Source organism: Pseudomonas sp. Irchel 3E19, from assembly GCF_900187585.1.
Taxonomy (GTDB): Bacteria; Pseudomonadota; Gammaproteobacteria; order Pseudomonadales; family Pseudomonadaceae; genus Aquipseudomonas; species Aquipseudomonas baetica.
In genome coordinates, this window is the sequence record NZ_FYDT01000082.1 from 1 (window position 1) to 15,494 (window position 15,494).

The 15,494-nt window shown below is 53.6% G+C and carries 11 protein-coding genes, 1 tRNA gene and 1 pseudogene; 9 read left to right on the forward strand and 4 right to left on the reverse strand.

Annotated elements, in window-relative coordinates; all coding sequences use genetic code 11:
- Positions 1-173 (forward strand): integrase core domain-containing protein (locus CKW18_RS28555; protein WP_141233127.1); only part of this gene is annotated, 173 nt, incomplete at its 5' end.
- Between the two features lie 174 nt (positions 174-347).
- On the opposite strand, the gene CKW18_RS28560 is transcribed toward CKW18_RS28555, so the two are convergent.
- The gene (locus CKW18_RS28560; RefSeq protein ID WP_095191838.1) at positions 348-1,265 is read right to left on the reverse strand and encodes a gamma-glutamylcyclotransferase; all 918 of its coding nucleotides are present in this window, start codon (positions 1,263-1,265) and stop codon (positions 348-350) included.
- A 1,136-nt stretch (positions 1,266-2,401) separates the two neighbouring features.
- Here CKW18_RS28560 and CKW18_RS28565 point away from each other — a divergent pair.
- Positions 2,402-3,946 (forward strand): P-loop ATPase, Sll1717 family, encoded by a 1,545-nt coding sequence (locus CKW18_RS28565; RefSeq protein ID WP_095191839.1) that lies wholly within the window; start codon positions 2,402-2,404, stop codon positions 3,944-3,946.
- A gap of 193 nt (positions 3,947-4,139) precedes the next feature.
- On the opposite strand, the gene CKW18_RS28570 is transcribed toward CKW18_RS28565, so the two are convergent.
- Entirely contained in the window at positions 4,140-6,101 is a 1,962-nt protein-coding gene (locus CKW18_RS28570; RefSeq protein ID WP_095191840.1) for an ATP-dependent endonuclease, read from the reverse strand.
- Positions 6,102-6,602: 501 nt separating this feature from the next.
- On the opposite strand from CKW18_RS28570, the gene CKW18_RS28575 reads away from it, so the two are divergent.
- Positions 6,603-7,751 carry a hypothetical protein gene (locus CKW18_RS28575; RefSeq protein WP_095191841.1) on the forward strand — a complete coding sequence of 383 codons (1,149 nt, stop codon included), beginning with the start codon at positions 6,603-6,605 and terminating at the stop codon, positions 7,749-7,751.
- A gap of 510 nt (positions 7,752-8,261) precedes the next feature.
- On the opposite strand, the pseudogene CKW18_RS28585 reads toward CKW18_RS28575, so the two are convergent.
- Together CKW18_RS28585 and CKW18_RS28590 are read right to left on the reverse strand one after the other, a co-directional pair.
- A pseudogene (locus tag CKW18_RS28585) lies at positions 8,262-8,702 on the reverse strand (DNA/RNA helicase, superfamily II protein); the annotation flags it as partial.
- A 337-nt stretch (positions 8,703-9,039) separates the two neighbouring features.
- Positions 9,040-9,124: transfer RNA gene (locus CKW18_RS28590), tRNA-Leu, on the reverse strand.
- A 108-nt stretch (positions 9,125-9,232) separates the two neighbouring features.
- Here CKW18_RS28590 and queA point away from each other — a divergent pair.
- The 6 genes from queA (at position 9,233) to CKW18_RS28620 (ending at position 15,335) form a co-directional block, all read left to right on the forward strand.
- On the forward strand, positions 9,233-10,297 hold the full coding sequence (queA, locus tag CKW18_RS28595; RefSeq protein WP_095191843.1) for a tRNA preQ1(34) S-adenosylmethionine ribosyltransferase-isomerase QueA: 1,065 nt from the start codon (positions 9,233-9,235) through the stop codon (positions 10,295-10,297).
- Positions 10,298-10,311: 14 nt separating this feature from the next.
- Positions 10,312-11,427, forward strand: coding sequence for a tRNA guanosine(34) transglycosylase Tgt (gene tgt, locus CKW18_RS28600; RefSeq protein WP_170947342.1), 1,116 nt, complete (start codon positions 10,312-10,314; stop codon positions 11,425-11,427).
- Positions 11,428-11,470: 43 nt separating this feature from the next.
- Positions 11,471-11,809, forward strand: coding sequence for a preprotein translocase subunit YajC (gene yajC, locus CKW18_RS28605; protein WP_007916913.1), 339 nt, complete (start codon positions 11,471-11,473; stop codon positions 11,807-11,809).
- A 64-nt stretch (positions 11,810-11,873) separates the two neighbouring features.
- Positions 11,874-13,742 carry a protein translocase subunit SecD gene (gene secD, locus CKW18_RS28610; RefSeq protein WP_095191845.1) on the forward strand — a complete coding sequence of 623 codons (1,869 nt, stop codon included), beginning with the start codon at positions 11,874-11,876 and terminating at the stop codon, positions 13,740-13,742.
- Positions 13,743-13,751: 9 nt separating this feature from the next.
- Positions 13,752-14,666: a protein translocase subunit SecF gene (secF, locus tag CKW18_RS28615; protein ID WP_095191846.1), complete on the forward strand. Its 915-nt coding sequence runs from the start codon at positions 13,752-13,754 to the stop codon at positions 14,664-14,666.
- 120 nt (positions 14,667-14,786) lie between these two features.
- A complete protein-coding gene (locus tag CKW18_RS28620; RefSeq protein WP_095191847.1) occupies positions 14,787-15,335 on the forward strand; it encodes a glycine zipper 2TM domain-containing protein in 549 nt (182 codons plus the stop codon).
- The last annotated feature ends 159 nt before the right edge of the window (positions 15,336-15,494 follow it).

The following is a 15,494-nucleotide window of genomic DNA, read 5'->3' on the forward strand; positions in this document are numbered from 1 at the left end:
TCGTGAAGACGATCAAGCGTGACTACGTGGCGCACATGCCCAAGCCGGATCGGGAAACGGCGCTGCGTAACCTGGCGATTGCCTTCGAACACTACAACGAGCAGCATCCGCACAGCGCCTTGAACTACCGTTCACCGAGGGAGTTCAGGCGCTTGGCAGCTGCATCAATTTAACGGAGAGTTGGTGTCCGGTTTTGTAGGGGCAAGTCCACAGACGAAAAAAGGCCTTGCTAAGCAAGACCTTTCTTAATTTTGGTGCCGAGGGAGACTGTAGTATTCCAGTAAACTCGTGGCCTCCAGAGAGGTTTGCTGCTTGGGGATACACGCAGGGATACATGCTCGCCAGTGCTAGGCCGGCATGATACCCGGATGGTCGTTCCAGTCACATACACCACAGCTCAAATACGAGTCACCATCGGGAGCGATATTGACATCGTAGAACTTGCGGATTTCGCGAGACTTGCAAACCGGACAATGATCGGTCCTGTCCTGCTCTTCACGTTTGAGAATCTGCATCATGTGGCCAACAACTGTCTGGCAAGTGTGAATGGCGATGGACGACGCGGTTCTACTGGCGCTCTTGGTGTGGGTCAGCCAATTCGATAACTGCCAAGCCTCCTTGGCTAGATTTTTCAGATGCTGCCGCAGTTCCTTATTGCTACCGCCACCACAGAGATGATTCATCAACAGATCGATCCATGCGATGAAATTGGCATCTTGAGGGCGGTCAACGTCTTGGGGGATATCGCTCAGCCTCCTAACGGCGCCCATAAGCGAGACCAATGCTTCGCGCAGGAGCATGCCTACAGCTTGAAAATCCTCAGCTTCAACTGCTGCGTCATGGCGAGCGTCTGCCTGGTCCATGCGTCGAAACACTTCATCGAAAGGTGTGGGGTCTGAGCTATCGATCCGATCTGGGCGACTACGCAATCGCATCATCAGCCCAATGTGGAAAGAGATCGTGTAGTCGAGTGTCGGGAAGTGCTTCTGGGAGTACAGATTCGTGAGGTTGGTAATGACCCACCACCGATCCTTATCCGTCGTTACGTCCCAAATTTCGTATGTGTCACCCAGGACTATTTCCTTTTTAATGCGCTCGACGTGCTGAACCACCTCATCACGTGCCTGGGTCTCAACATAGATAGCGATATCTCGCTCCGCATGGAGGTCGCTTTCCACGCTATAACGCGAAAGCTCGTCGGCCGGAACCGGGTGCGAGTGAATGGTGCACTCCCCTTCAATCGGCAAATCCTGTTCATCATTCATCGTACTTTCCTTTCAGTCATGCACCTCGACAGCGCTGGTGAATCGAGTATGGCAGAGGAGCAAGGCGGCTAAGACACCGAAAAGGTGCTGGGGACCCTGAGGGTTTACCGATGGTACGGGGTCGGAAACCCGCAGGACTGCGTTAGTGGAAGGTTTTCAAAGTTACTGAAATTTCAGCCATTGAAATCGAAAGAATTTTGCTGAAAAGAGGCCATCGTTACCGCATCGGTAACGATGGCCTTTTGTGTTGATGATTATGGACACCATGGGCCGTCAACCGAGTCAACCTGTCAACCAATGTGAAAAAATCAGCCACTACCAAGATCGTGCGGGTTTTGTGCCCCGTGTCATTCATAAATGCTCAGGGTCCCCAGCGACCTACCAACGTCTTGTGCAGTTGCACTGGTGAACCGTGTGTTCACCCGGTTCACCTGTTCACTAAGCTGGGCATCTGTCCGCTAACAAAGTCCGGCGGGTTTCCGACCCCGTGTGGAACGAAAACCCTCAGGGGCCCCAGGCATGCGGCGGGAGATACACCTGACGTTCGCTGGTGGGATTGATGCTTCCGGGGTGCGGGGGTGTATGGCCCTCCAAATGTGGTGTAACTCATGTAACTGGTGTAACGACACTTGGTAAGTATCTGTATTTATTGAATATTATTAATGTTACACCGCCTTGGCACACCAATTTTGTGGCGTGTAACTCATCCATCTGGTGTAACGCTTTTGATGCGTGAAAGAGGAGTAAACGCGGTTATGCCTATGATGCAGGAGGGCAGAATGCTCCCACTCCTTGGCCTGCCCACTAAATGCGATTAGCGGTCTGTAATCATCAGTCCGTTAGCTGTGCCAGCGAATAGCCGGCAGTCGCAACAGGCCGCCTTCGGCGATAAGCGGTCAGTCATTGGCTGAGTGAAAGCACGCTGATTTCTCAATTCAACAATCAGCTGTCACCGGTAGAGTTTGAAAGCGTTACGCCGCGAGCCTAGAGGGAGTCTAGACAACCCGGGGCGATTCAGATTTGATCGGAGAATCCTTAGCCGGCATCAAGAACTCAGACCGCTGGCTTTTTATTTTCAATGAAACCCGTTAGGGTAGGCGTTCAGTAAAACTGTACTCAGTTTTCTTTATACAAGGATGTTTTTAGTGGCCAATTATATTTTCAGGAAAAATTCACAAATTGGTAATCTAGACGCAGAGTTTGACACTTTTTTGGAAACTTGTTTTCTTGAAACAAGCATTTTTTCAAATTTGCTAAGCTTTGAAAGTAGCTTGGATTTCCCTAAGAGAGTTATCATTGGTCGCACAGGGTCAGGAAAAACAGCGCTTTTAAAACAACTCGCAGAAAACAAAAACATAAAAAAACATTCGACGATAGAGGCTGAGTCGACTGTTTTTGAGCACATAAAAAACAATGTTTTTATATCAAGTCTAATAGATCAGGGAATTGACTTAAGAATATTCTACAAATCACTTTGGATTCATGTGCTCCTTGTCAGGGTTATTGAGCTTCTTTATCCGGGAAATTCTTTTCTAGATTTGCTTTCGGATTTGGGTGGAGGTAAAAAGAAATATAATTCAGCACTCGCGAATGAATATATTGAGAAGTTCCGAGATAATTTTTTCAATGATAATGTTGTTTCAGAAATTACAGAAAAAATGCAACACGATTTGTCAGGCTCTTTAGGTGTTAGCTTCATAAAAGTATCTGGAAAGGAAGTGAGTGAATCCACTGAGAAAATTCAAAGAGCCACAACACACTACATAAGTAGTGAATTGCTCAGAAAGCAAAAGGAACTAATAAAGCTTCTCATCGAAGAAAGTTCAAGGGAGGGCCAGCTTAGATATATAATAAGTATAGATGATCTCGACAAGTCATGGCTGAGCTCAAGCTCAATACGTTACGATTTCATCAACGCACTACTCGATGCCTTTCGCGAACTTATTGACATCAGAACGGTGAAAGTCATCATTTCCATTCGCTCTGATATCATAAAAGGAATTTACGACAACAATCTTAGACAAGAGGAAAAAGACAAGTCTCTGATACTCCCGATTCAGTGGGACGTTAGAGAGATAAGAGAAATGCTGGATAAGCGTGTAAATTACTTAATTAAGCATCAATACCAAGGCAGCGCCATAACAAAGTTTGACGATATTTTTAACTTTACGGTAAAAGGCCAGTTGGCGGACAATTACATTATTGAAAGAACAATGCTCAGGCCTCGTGATGCAATTGACTTCGTCAACCTATGTTTGGCTGAGGCAGACGGCTCTACAGAACTATGTGAAGATTTTCTACTAGAGGCCGAGGAAAAATTCTATGTTTCCCGAAAAAAAGCATTATACAAAGAATGGGCAAGCCTTTACCCTCACATAAATAAATACATTGATACGCTCTGCCATATCGAAACAAATAATTTTAAAGTTGGCGGTATTGCAGAGACAAAAGACAAAATACAATATGAGATATTGGCGCACACTGAGTTCGATAATAATCTGACGTCAGAAGCAATAGCAGTAGACTTCAATATCTTACTAAATATTTGGTTCATAGTTGGAGTTATCGGAATAAAAAAATCCGAGACACTCACTATTTACTCGGACTTCTCAAAGCAAGAACTAGACGTAAGTGACTTTGGTAAAGAATTTAAAATCCATCCGCTATTTTTTAGATATTGAGTTGCTTCAATTGTGCTAGACGCTATTGAGTGATTGCTGTTGGCCAATTACCACGTGTCGCGAAGGACTTCAGCCGACTGAATGAGGGCATAGGTCGCACAAGCCAGACGTTAGCTGCCCCCCCCCCTCCCTAGTATTAGCTGCTAAATGCTTATTTTAGGTTTTTAGTGCGAAAAGTAGTGATAGTGAAGCATCAGCACACTAGTTTATTGAACGTCCTGAAAATCTGCTCAAACCTTTCCAGGGTAGTGGCTACGGCTGGTGAATCGTTATCCAGTATCGAGGGATTCTCAAGCAGCCAGCGGGCGCAGCCAAAGTGGTCGAATTCCGACACCGAGGCAGGCATTAGCCTGAAAAGGGCTTCTGCCTTCTTGACGATTCGTGGCGTCGGTGTCGCAGCCAACAACGCTTCTGCAGTAACCGCATTCGAAGCAGGCGGCTTGTATGCACCGTTGAGCATTTCGATATACAGGTCCATTTCAAATAGGTCCTCGACATCAGCTTCTGACTCGCCGACAAAATCCGCGCAGGTGTAGAAGTGGCCCGCCTTGAGAATCTGGGCTTTCTTTAAATTATCTATCTTTGTCCTGTCTCCATTTGCGACGTCAGAGAGTACTGCCACATTGATCCCATTGCCGCCAAAGAGACGCACGAATGGCGCGATCTTGTCGATGCCACCGGATGGACACAATGCCCACTTGCCGCTTAGCCCCTCACGCCCCCGCTTGAGTAACGCTTGAGACACAACTTGCAAATATAGGATGTCGGAGGGCCCTTCAACCAGCCAAGTATTCGCGCCGATGAAAAGTGACTGAGTCACTTCATACCCCAGAGCACCTTGCAGCGGAAACAAAGTGTCGTCGTTGACTTCCAAGACATCCGACCGGACTTTCGTACCCTTCACCTCGGGCCGTTTTCCCTTTGCCTCGGTTATCACGTCCTCCACGATTCGCACATCAGCCAAGCGATGCATGGGAACCATGAAGGGCGAGTGTGTCGTGTAGATAACCTGATGATCAGGCAGCAAGCGCTCTACGATGTAGCGGAGCAGGTCGCCTTGGGCTTTGCCATGCAGGGTCAGTCCAGGCTCGTCCAAGAGGATAATGGCGTTTCGATTGTTCTTCTTGAGTTGTTTAAACTGAGCGAGGAAAGAGAAAAACCAGACAAAGCCAGCGCTGCGTTCGGATAGCGGCAATGTGGCCTTGTGATTGGTGTTCTTTATACGGATGTCGGCCACCATCCCAGAGTTAAACGGTGCCGGATCGTTTGGCTTTCCCGTGTCGATCTCAATAACAACTTCCAAAGCGTTATTCTGGCTCCAAAACTGAAAGATCTCCTCGGTGATCTCGTTGCTGGCTGCCTCGCACTTAGCCTTCAAGGCTTCGCGGCGATCAGTCTCCATCAGCTCATCCAACGTAGTGCCGGCGTATTCGAGAAAATCCAAAAAAATTCTGTCGCCAACTGACACCACCTTGTTCTGCATGTCCTGCTGGAGTTTTTGGATTGAGACCATGCCCGACATCCGCTCGAAGTGCGAGGTGAAGAAAAATTTAGGTTGGCGTGCGGCCAACACATCGATCACCCCTGTCGCGAAGTTCGATCCTCGGCACGTCTTAATGTCTTGCAGCAATGCTTCCTGCTTCGGAGATCGCTCAGCGAGGGCCGACAGCGACTTATCCGCTGTAGGGCCGCTATCAACTCCATGGAGCACATTGCGTTCAGTCGCATCAAGGGCGTGTTTGTTAACCATGTTGTCCAAGCATTTGACATGGTCAATCTCGATTTCCCAGATACGGGAGTCGCCTTCGTATCTAAAGCCGAAGTGTGATTGGAAAGTGTCTCCTTTGAGTACTGCTGCCCCGAATCGCTTTTCCACTGCGGCCATGTCGGCCTCGTCTAGTTGCCACCACATCCGGATGACCTCAGCCTTGCCGTCCGGGTGACGGTCGTCAAACCTAGTCGAAAACCGACGTGGATAGTCTATGGTCTCGTCAAATTCGAAAGGCTGGGACGGCTTCAATCCGCGCATTGCGCTGAGCAGCGCGGTCTTACCGGCTTCGTTTTTGCCCACAAGGCAGGTGAGATCGCCGATCTCGAATTCTTCGCTGTCCTCGACAGAGCGATAATTTTGGACGCGAGCTTTAGTCAGCTTCATGAAATGTCTACTCCGTGCCGAGGTGGTTGTGAGCTAGTTTGATATTCAGCCCTGCCCTAAGCTAGCACTGAAAAAAGCTAGGATTTGGACGTGCCTACGGCACTTCACTCTAGCTGATTGTTTTGAATAAATTGCTTGGTACTGAAATAAACGAACCTACCGCACTGGTGCTTGGAGAGTAGTGCGGCACATTTATAGCTCTACTCGACTGACCGCTTCAGTCGATCTCTGCCATTCAGAATCAATGAGAGTTGGTCTGCTTGTTCCCGTTATTGAGCAAGATGAAGCTCAATTAAGCAGATCAGGCGGATTTTTAGTGGCGATGTGCCTCCATTCAATCGCTTTTCCTCGCAAGTTATCCTTCATACCTAGCAATTGAGAGGTATCCAGAGTTTTGGTATAGCACTTAGGATTTGTCCTACAGCCAGTGGTGGTCTTTTTCTATAGTGTCGCTATGCCCAGCCTCAAATCAGTATTCTCAGGGACGAACAAGGATGATTCATGAGCGAATATGGAAACGTGCCTAAACCCGCACTCGTAAACCCACCGAGAAATAAACCTTACCGCGGTGGGGAACCTACGGATCTGCACGCGAAGTACTGGTCGGAATACCCTGATGCACCTGCGAAGAAGCCTGAGGTTGCAAAGGAAATGGCTGAACCCGGCTTTTACATCGTCCAGGAGGTCATGCCGCGATCTGCTCTCGAAGCTGCGTTATTCGATAAAGCAGACGGCGCCGCTCTTGAGAAATTCAAGCGCCTCAACCCACACGTAACCGGCTATGCCAAGCCCGGTCAACTCATCGTATTGAGCGACCCGAACAATCTCCAATGCACCCGTGAAGAAGCTCTGCTAACAGAAGCAGCTCAGAAAGTGGATGCTGCACTCAAGCCAATGACTGACGAAGAAGCCAGTTTCATGGTTCGCCATCGGAGCGAAATAGAATCCGTACTTTCACAAGGCTCAACCTCAGTCGGTGTTGGTACGGCGATCTTCGCCAAGAACCTAGGCGACGTACAAACCTCCTTAAAAGATATCGAAACACTGCACCAGAAAAGCTTCCTACGAGATGGCAATTTACGTAGCCCTGAATTTTTCGCTGAGCGTGCACGACTATTTGCCAAGTTAGACAAACAACTCAACTTTCTGACCAAGAAAGGCATTGGTTTTCCTGATCATCCAAGTCTGAAATCTGCCCTTGGTATATCAAGCAAAAGCTTGGTGCACCACTGGAGTTTGGCAGGTGCTCCGGGGCAGATTCCCGGCTATGCCACTCACGCTGAAGGCGTCGCCAAAGCAGCCAAGTTTGTTAAGTACGGCGGCTGGATTGGTACTGCTGTAGGGGGAGGCGCAAGCTATATGAAGGTTCAAGACGTTTGCACCGCGGGCAATGCAGCGGCTTGCAGGAAAATAAAATTCACAGAGGGGGGCAACTTTATCGGCGGCGTGGCTGGTGGAGCGATGACAGGGGCCGCCCTGACAGGCGCAACCGTAAGTACAATTTGTATCGGACTGGGAATTCCAACGGGAGGAGCCGCCACTCTTTTATGCGGCGTTATCATTGTCGGTGCGGGTTCATACGCAGGTGGAAAGCTTCTAGGCGCCGGGGGTGAGACATTGGGCGAAGCTATTTATGAGGTCACGAAATGAGCATGGCGGGACTCGTTGTCGGCTTCCTCTGCGGAGTTGTTATTCTTCTCAGCATTGTCTGGATAGGCGTCTGCCTGCACTTGGCTTACACGCGACTGGATGAAATGCTAGAACCACTCAAAAATTGTTCAGCTGTAACAATCAGAGCTCCACTCAGGCACGGCGGTCCTTGGGGAAAGCTTCTGCTCGTAGGGGGTATTTCGGGCATTGTGACATTTCCAAAATCGTTCATAAAGCGGGGAGAACTGAATACGGAAGATCTCGCCAGTCTTCAGCCTGGCCTTAAGCGCAAGTTGATTTTCTTGCAATGGAGCGTATGGGGGTTACTAGCATCTATGGTCCTATTCGTCGCTCTTTCCAAAATCATCAAGGCGTACAACATTTAGCCGAGCCTTGGCCGCGTTCTTGCAGCCTCTCTGGTAGGTTCGGACCTACCTCCTAGATACTAACCACGAGCCCTACAGGCGGCGAGAGACCCTAGTCTGTGGTGGCATAGTCGTAGCCGCGGGCTTATTCGCTGACGGAGAGATAGGCGGTGCGTCTGGGCTCGTTCCGCTGTTGGCCTAAGCCGGGCAATCGCACGAGACTTGATGCCTTGCCGTCGCTGCTCGGCTCCAGCACACCGCGTTGCAAGAGTTCCTTGTTTACTGCGGTAAGGTTCATGCCCCGGAAGATCTCCGAGCGCCAAGCCTCGGTCAGCACGTAGTAGGTATTTGTGGTGTGCAGGGTGTCGCCCATGCCGTACTCCAGCGTCTTGCGAAAGCCGAGATGATCGATGGTGCGCGGGCCGTGTTCATCGATCTTTGCCGCCGCCGATTCCCAGCGGGTGAAGCGGCTTTCACCAAGGCGCTCGATGACCTGGCGCAGCCTCGCCAAGATCGCATCACCCTCGAAGTTACCGGCGCCGCCCCGCACCTTTGACCAGGCTAGGCTCACGCGAGCAGCAGCGGTCCTTCAGCATCCCGGTGATACCGACGCGGATGCTGAGTGAATTAGGTATCGAGAGGTCGTTGGTGGATTTCGCGCGGAAATAAGACAGGGCGTCTTTGCGAATGCACCAGTTAGATGTAACTAGATGCCAATGTCAGTCATGTGAATAGGTTTTAGGGGCTGGGTCGAAATTAGAGTGAATGGCGCAACCGGTTCGAGTCGGCAGGGGGCTGTTGTTGATTGAAGGGTCGGTAACACCGTGCGGTGCAATGCCATGTCGGGAATGAATAGGGGAAGGGCGTACCACTTTCCTGCAGACGAAAAAAAAGGCCTTGCTAAGCAAGACCTTTCTTAATTTTGGTGCCCCGAGGGAGACTCGAACTCCCACTCCTTTCGAAAACGGATTTTGAATCCGCCGCGTCTACCAATTCCGCCATCAGGGCTCAATGGCGGCGAAGTATAGAGAGGTGATTACCGTTGGTCAATCACGTTTCATGGTCAATTTTCGATATTTCCGCTAGACTTTCGGGCCCTGCTAGACGAACCCCATCATGCGCGTTGCTGACTTTACCTTCGAACTCCCTGATTCGCTGATCGCTCGCCACCCTTTGGCCGAGCGTCGCGGTAGTCGCCTGTTGACCCTGGATGGGGTCAGCGGCGCCCTCGCACACCGTCAATTCACTGATTTGCTTGAGCATTTGCGCCCGGGCGATTTGATGGTGTTCAACAATACCCGGGTGATTCCGGCACGGCTGTTCGGGCAGAAAGCGTCCGGCGGCAAGCTGGAAATCCTCATTGAGCGGGTGCTCGATGCGCATCGCGTGCTGGCCCATGTGCGTTCCAGCAAGTCGCCGAAGCCGGGTTCGAAGATTCTCATCGACGGCGGTGGCGAAGCCGAGATGCTCGCGCGTCACGACGCGCTGTTCGAGCTGGGCTTCGACGAAGAAGTGCTGCCGCTGCTCGATCGCGTCGGGCACATGCCGCTGCCTCCTTATATAGATCGCCCGGATGAGGGCTCGGATCGCGAGCGCTATCAGACTGTGTATGCCGAGCGCTTGGGCGCTGTAGCGGCGCCGACGGCGGGGCTGCACTTCGATCAACCGCTGATGGAGGCGATTGCCGCCAAAGGCGTCGAGACTGCATTCGTCACGTTGCACGTGGGCGCCGGTACGTTCCAGCCGGTGCGCGTCGAGAAGATCGAAGATCACCACATGCACAGCGAGTGGCTGGAAGTCGGCCAGGACGTGGTCGATGCCGTCGCGGCCTGTCGTGCGCGCGGTGGTCGGGTGATTGCCGTGGGCACCACCAGCGTGCGTTCGCTGGAAAGTGCGGCGCGCGATGGCGTGCTCAAACCGTTCAGTGGCGACACCGACATCTTTATCTACCCAGGCCGGCCGTTCCATGTGGTCGATGCCCTGGTGACCAATTTTCATTTGCCGGAATCCACGCTGTTGATGCTGGTTTCGGCATTTGCCGGTTATCCCGAAACGATGGCCGCCTACAAGGCTGCCGTCGACAACGGTTACCGCTTTTTCAGCTACGGTGATGCGATGTTTATCACCCGTAACCCCGCACCTACTGCCCCTAAACAAACCGGCCCAGAGGAAACAGAATGAGTCGCGAATGTCGCATGTCCTTTGAGCTCCTGGCCACCGATGGCAAGGCCCGTCGTGGTCGGCTGACTTTCCCGCGTGGCACCGTCGAGACCCCGGCCTTCATGCCGGTCGGTACTTACGGCACGGTCAAGGGCATGTTGCCGCGTGACATCGTCGCCACTGGCGCGGAGATCATCCTGGGCAACACCTTCCACCTGTGGCTGCGCCCCGGCACTGAAGTGATCAAGGCGCACGGCGACCTGCACGATTTCATGCAGTGGAAAGGCCCGATCCTGACCGACTCCGGCGGTTTCCAGGTGTTCAGCCTCGGCGCGATGCGCAAGATCAAGGAAGAGGGCGTGACCTTCGCCTCTCCTGTCGATGGCTCGAAAGTGTTCATGGGCCCGGAAGAATCGATGCAGGTTCAGCGCGATCTGGGTTCCGACATCGTGATGATCTTCGACGAATGCACGCCGTACCCGGCTGACGAAGACGTCGCCCGTGTGTCGATGGAGTTGTCGCTGCGTTGGGCCCAGCGTTCGAAAAATGCCCACGGTGAAAACACCGCGGCACTGTTCGGCATTGTGCAGGGTGGCATGCACCAGGATCTGCGCATGCGTTCGCTGGAAGGTCTCGACAAGATCGGCTTTGACGGCCTCGCCATTGGCGGTCTGTCGGTGGGCGAACCGAAGCACGAAATGATCAAGGTGCTGGATTATCTGCCGGGCATGATGCCGGCTGACAAACCTCGTTACCTTATGGGCGTTGGCAAACCGGAAGATCTGGTTGAGGGTGTGCGCCGCGGTGTGGACATGTTCGATTGCGTGATGCCAACCCGTAATGCCCGCAATGGGCATCTGTTCATTGATACCGGCGTGCTGAAGATCCGTAACGCGTTCCATCGCCATGATGATTCGCCGCTCGATCCGACCTGCGATTGCTATACCTGCCAGAACTTCTCCCGCGCTTATCTGCATCACCTGGACAAGTGCGGCGAAATGCTGGGAAGCATGCTCAATACCATCCATAACTTGCGCCATTATCAGGTGCTGATGGCTGGTTTGCGCGAGGCTATTCAACAGGGTACATTGGCCGCCTTTGTCGATGCCTTCTACGCCAAACGCGGGCTCCCCGTTCCGCCTTTGGACTGAGTTTTCTGACCCCAAGATTCAACATTTGCAACTGGAGTGCTAAATGAGCTTTTTTATCTCTAATGCCATGGCTGACGCCGCTGCACCGGCTGCTGCCGGCCCAATGGGTGGCGGTTTCGAGTGGATTTTCCTGGTCGGCTTCCTGGTCATCTTCTACCTGATGATCTGGCGTCCACAGGCCAAGCGCGCCAAAGAGCAGAAGAACCTGCTGAGCAGCCTGCAAAAGGGCGACGAAGTGGTCACCACCGGCGGCATCGCCGGCAAGATCACCAAAGTGGCCGATGACTTCGTGGTTCTGGAAGTTTCCGACACCGTGGAAATGAAGTTCCAGAAAGGCGCCATCGCCGCCACGCTGCCAAAAGGCACGCTGAAAGCGATCTAAGGTTCCAACTTCTACTCAATCGACGGGGCGCGCAAGGCGCCCCGCGTTCATAACGGGCGGCGTGATGCTGAACAAATACCCTCTGTGGAAATACATTCTGATCCTGGCGGTGCTGGCGATCGGTCTGATTTATTCCGCTCCCAATCTATACCCCGATGACCCGGCCATTCAGGTCAGCGGCGCCAGCACGGCACTGCAGGTCAATCAGGCCGATCTGGATCGCGTAAGCACCGCGCTCAAAGAGTCCGGGATCAACGTCAAGGCAGCCACGCTGGCGGCCAACGGCAAGGGCGGCCTGATCCGTCTGACCAAGGCTGAAGATCAGCTGCCGGCCAAAGACGTTGTGCGCAAGGCATTGGGTGATGACTACGTCGTCGCGCTGAACCTGGCACAGACCACCCCGCAATGGCTGCGCAATCTGGGCGCGCACCCGATGAAGCTGGGTCTGGACTTGTCCGGTGGTGTGCACTTCCTGCTGGAAGTGGACATGGACAAAGCCCTCGATGCACGCCTGAAAGTCTACGAGGGCGACGTCAAGAGCCTGCTGCGCAAAGAGAAGCTGCGCTATCGCAGCCTGCCGCAACTGGGCGGTGCCATTCAGTTGGGCTTCAGCGATGAAGATGCCCGCGAACAGGCCCGTGCGCTGATCCGCAAGAATTTCAACGATTTCGACATTGTTCCGGCCGACCTCAACGGTCAACCGGTGCTGCGTCTGGCGATGACCCCGGCCAAGCTGGCGGAAATCCGTGAATACTCCATCAAGCAGAACTTGACCACGGTACGTAACCGCGTCAACGAGCTGGGTGTTGCCGAACCGATCGTCCAGCGTCAGGGCGCCAACCGCATCGTGGTTGAGCTGCCGGGCGTGCAGGACACTGCCGAAGCCAAGCGTATTCTGGGCAAGACGGCCAACCTTGAGTTCCGTCTGGCGGCAGAGCCGGGCGCTTCGAAAGCCACTTCCGAAACGTTCGAGTTCCGTGAAGGCAACCGTCCTCCGGCGCAGATCGAGCGTGGCCTGATCATCACCGGTGACCAGGTGACCGACGCCAAAGCCGGTTTCGGCGAGCACGGCACGCCTGAAGTGAACATCCGTCTGGATGGCCACGGTGGCGAGCTGATGAGCCGCGCGACCCGTTCGAACGTCGGTCGCAGCATGGCGGTGATCTTCATCGAGCAGCGTCCGGTCACCACTTACACCAAGCAAGTGGTTAATGGCGTCGAGAAAGACGTTGCTGTTCAGACCTTTAAAGAAGAGAAGAAGATCATCAGCCTGGCGACCATTCAGTCGCCACTGGGTGCTCAGTTCCGCATCACCGGCCTGAACGGTCAGGGCGAATCGTCCGAGCTGGCGCTGCTGCTGCGTGCCGGTGGTCTGGCGGCGCCGATGTACTTCGCTGAAGAGCGCACAATCGGCCCGAGCCTGGGTGCTGACAACATCACCAAAGGTATCGATGCATCCCTGTGGGGCATGCTGTTCGTTTCGCTGTTCATCATCGCCATCTACCGCTTCTTCGGCGTCATCGCCACCGTCGCACTGGCGGTGAACATGGTGCTGCTGCTGGCCCTGATGTCGCTGCTGGGGGCAACGCTGACCCTGCCGGGTATCGCCGGTATCGTGCTGACCATGGGTATGGCGGTCGACGCCAACGTGCTGATCTTCTCGCGGATCCGTGAAGAGATCGCCGCCGGCATGACCGTGCAGCGTGCAATCAACGAAGGCTTCGGCCGGGCATTCACCGCGATTCTCGACGCCAACCTGACCACTCTGTTGGTCGGCGGGATTCTCTTTGCCATGGGCACCGGCCCGGTCAAAGGTTTCGCAGTGACCATGTCCCTCGGGATCTTTACCTCGATGTTCACGGCCATCATGGTGACCCGCGCAATGGTCAACCTGATCTTCGGCGGACGTGACTTCAAGAAGTTGTGGATTTAAGGGGCTGCCATGTTACGTACAATCAACTTCATGGGCGTTCGCAACTTTGCGTTCGGCGTCACAGTATTCCTCACCCTGCTGGCGATCTTCAGTGTCGCCACCAAGGGTATGAACTGGGGTCTGGACTTCACCGGCGGTACGCTCATCGAGCTGACCTACGAGCGTCCGGCCGATGTCACCAAGGTGCGCGAGCAACTGGTGACTTCGGGTTATCACGAAGCCATCGTGCAGAGCTTCGGTGCGACCACCGATCTGCTGGTGCGCATGCCGGGTGAAGATCCGCAGTTGGGCCACCAGGTGGCGGAAGCGCTGCTGAAGGTCGGCGGCGACAACCCGGCAACGGTCAAGCGTGTCGAGTTCGTCGGCCCTCAGGTCGGCGAAGAGCTGCGCGACCAGGGCGGCCTCGGCATGCTGCTGGCGCTCGGCGGCATCCTGATCTACCTGGCGTTCCGCTTTCAGTGGAAGTTCGCGGTCGGCGCCATCGTTTCGCTGATCCACGACGTGATCGTGACCATCGGTATCCTGTCGTACTTCCAGATCACTTTCGATCTGACGGTACTGGCGGCGGTGCTGGCGATCATCGGTTACTCGCTGAACGACACCATCGTGGTATTCGACCGGGTTCGTGAGAACTTCCGCGTGCTGCGCAAGGCGACGCTGATCGAGAACATCAACATCTCGACCACCCAGACCCTGCTGCGCACCATGGCGACGTCGATCTCCACCTTGCTGGCGATCGCAGCACTGTTGTTCTTTGGTGGCGACAACCTGTTCGGCTTCTCGATTGCCCTGTTCATCGGTGTTCTGGCGGGTACTTACTCGTCGATCTACATCGCGAACGTGGTGCTGATCTGGCTGAACCTGACGACTGAGGATCTGATTCCTCCGGCCAACACCGAGAAGGAAGTCGACGACCGTCCATAACGGCCATCGCTTTTCCAGCTGTCAGCCAGAAAAGGCGCGAGTTGAACTCGCGCCTTTTTTTATGCTCCAAGGCTGGGAGAAGCGCGGGCGCGTCCCGCATGTGATGGTCAGGAGGTTCATGTGAACAAGTCGTTGCTGGTTGGTGCGGTATTGGGTGCTGTCGGTGTAACTGCCGGGGGTGCTGTTGCCACCTACAGCCTGGTTAAAAGCGGCCCTGAGTATGCGCAAGTGCTGGCCGTTGAACCGGTCAAGACACAGATCAAGACGCCACGTGAAGTATGCAAGGACGTTGCGGTGACCCGGCAGGCGCCGGTCAAGGATCAACACCAGATTCTCGGTACCGCCATTGGCGCCGTAGCGGGTGGTTTGCTGGGTAACCAGGTCGGCGGCGGCACCGGCAAGAAGATTGCCACGGTCGCTGGTGCTGTCGGTGGTGGTTATGCCGGTAACAAGGTGCAGGAAGGCATGCAAAACCGTGACACCTACACCACGACACAAACTCGCTGTAACACCGTGAATGACATCAGCGACAAAGTCGTTGGTTACGACGTGCGTTACTCGCTGGACGGCAAGGAAGGCAAAGTGCGGATGGATCGCGATCCGGGCAACCAGATTCCGGTCGACAAGGAAGGCAAGCTGGTTCTGTCGCAGAATGAGCCGGGTCAGTAAGTACCGACTGTTTTAAAAAGAAGCACCCTGCGGGGTAATGCCGATCAGTTAAGCCCTTTTGCTTGACCTTTGGCCGCAAGAAATCAAAATCCGATGCCTGAATAGGCATCGGATTTTTTTATGCGTCTGGCTCGGGCACTGGAACTTACCCACAACTTC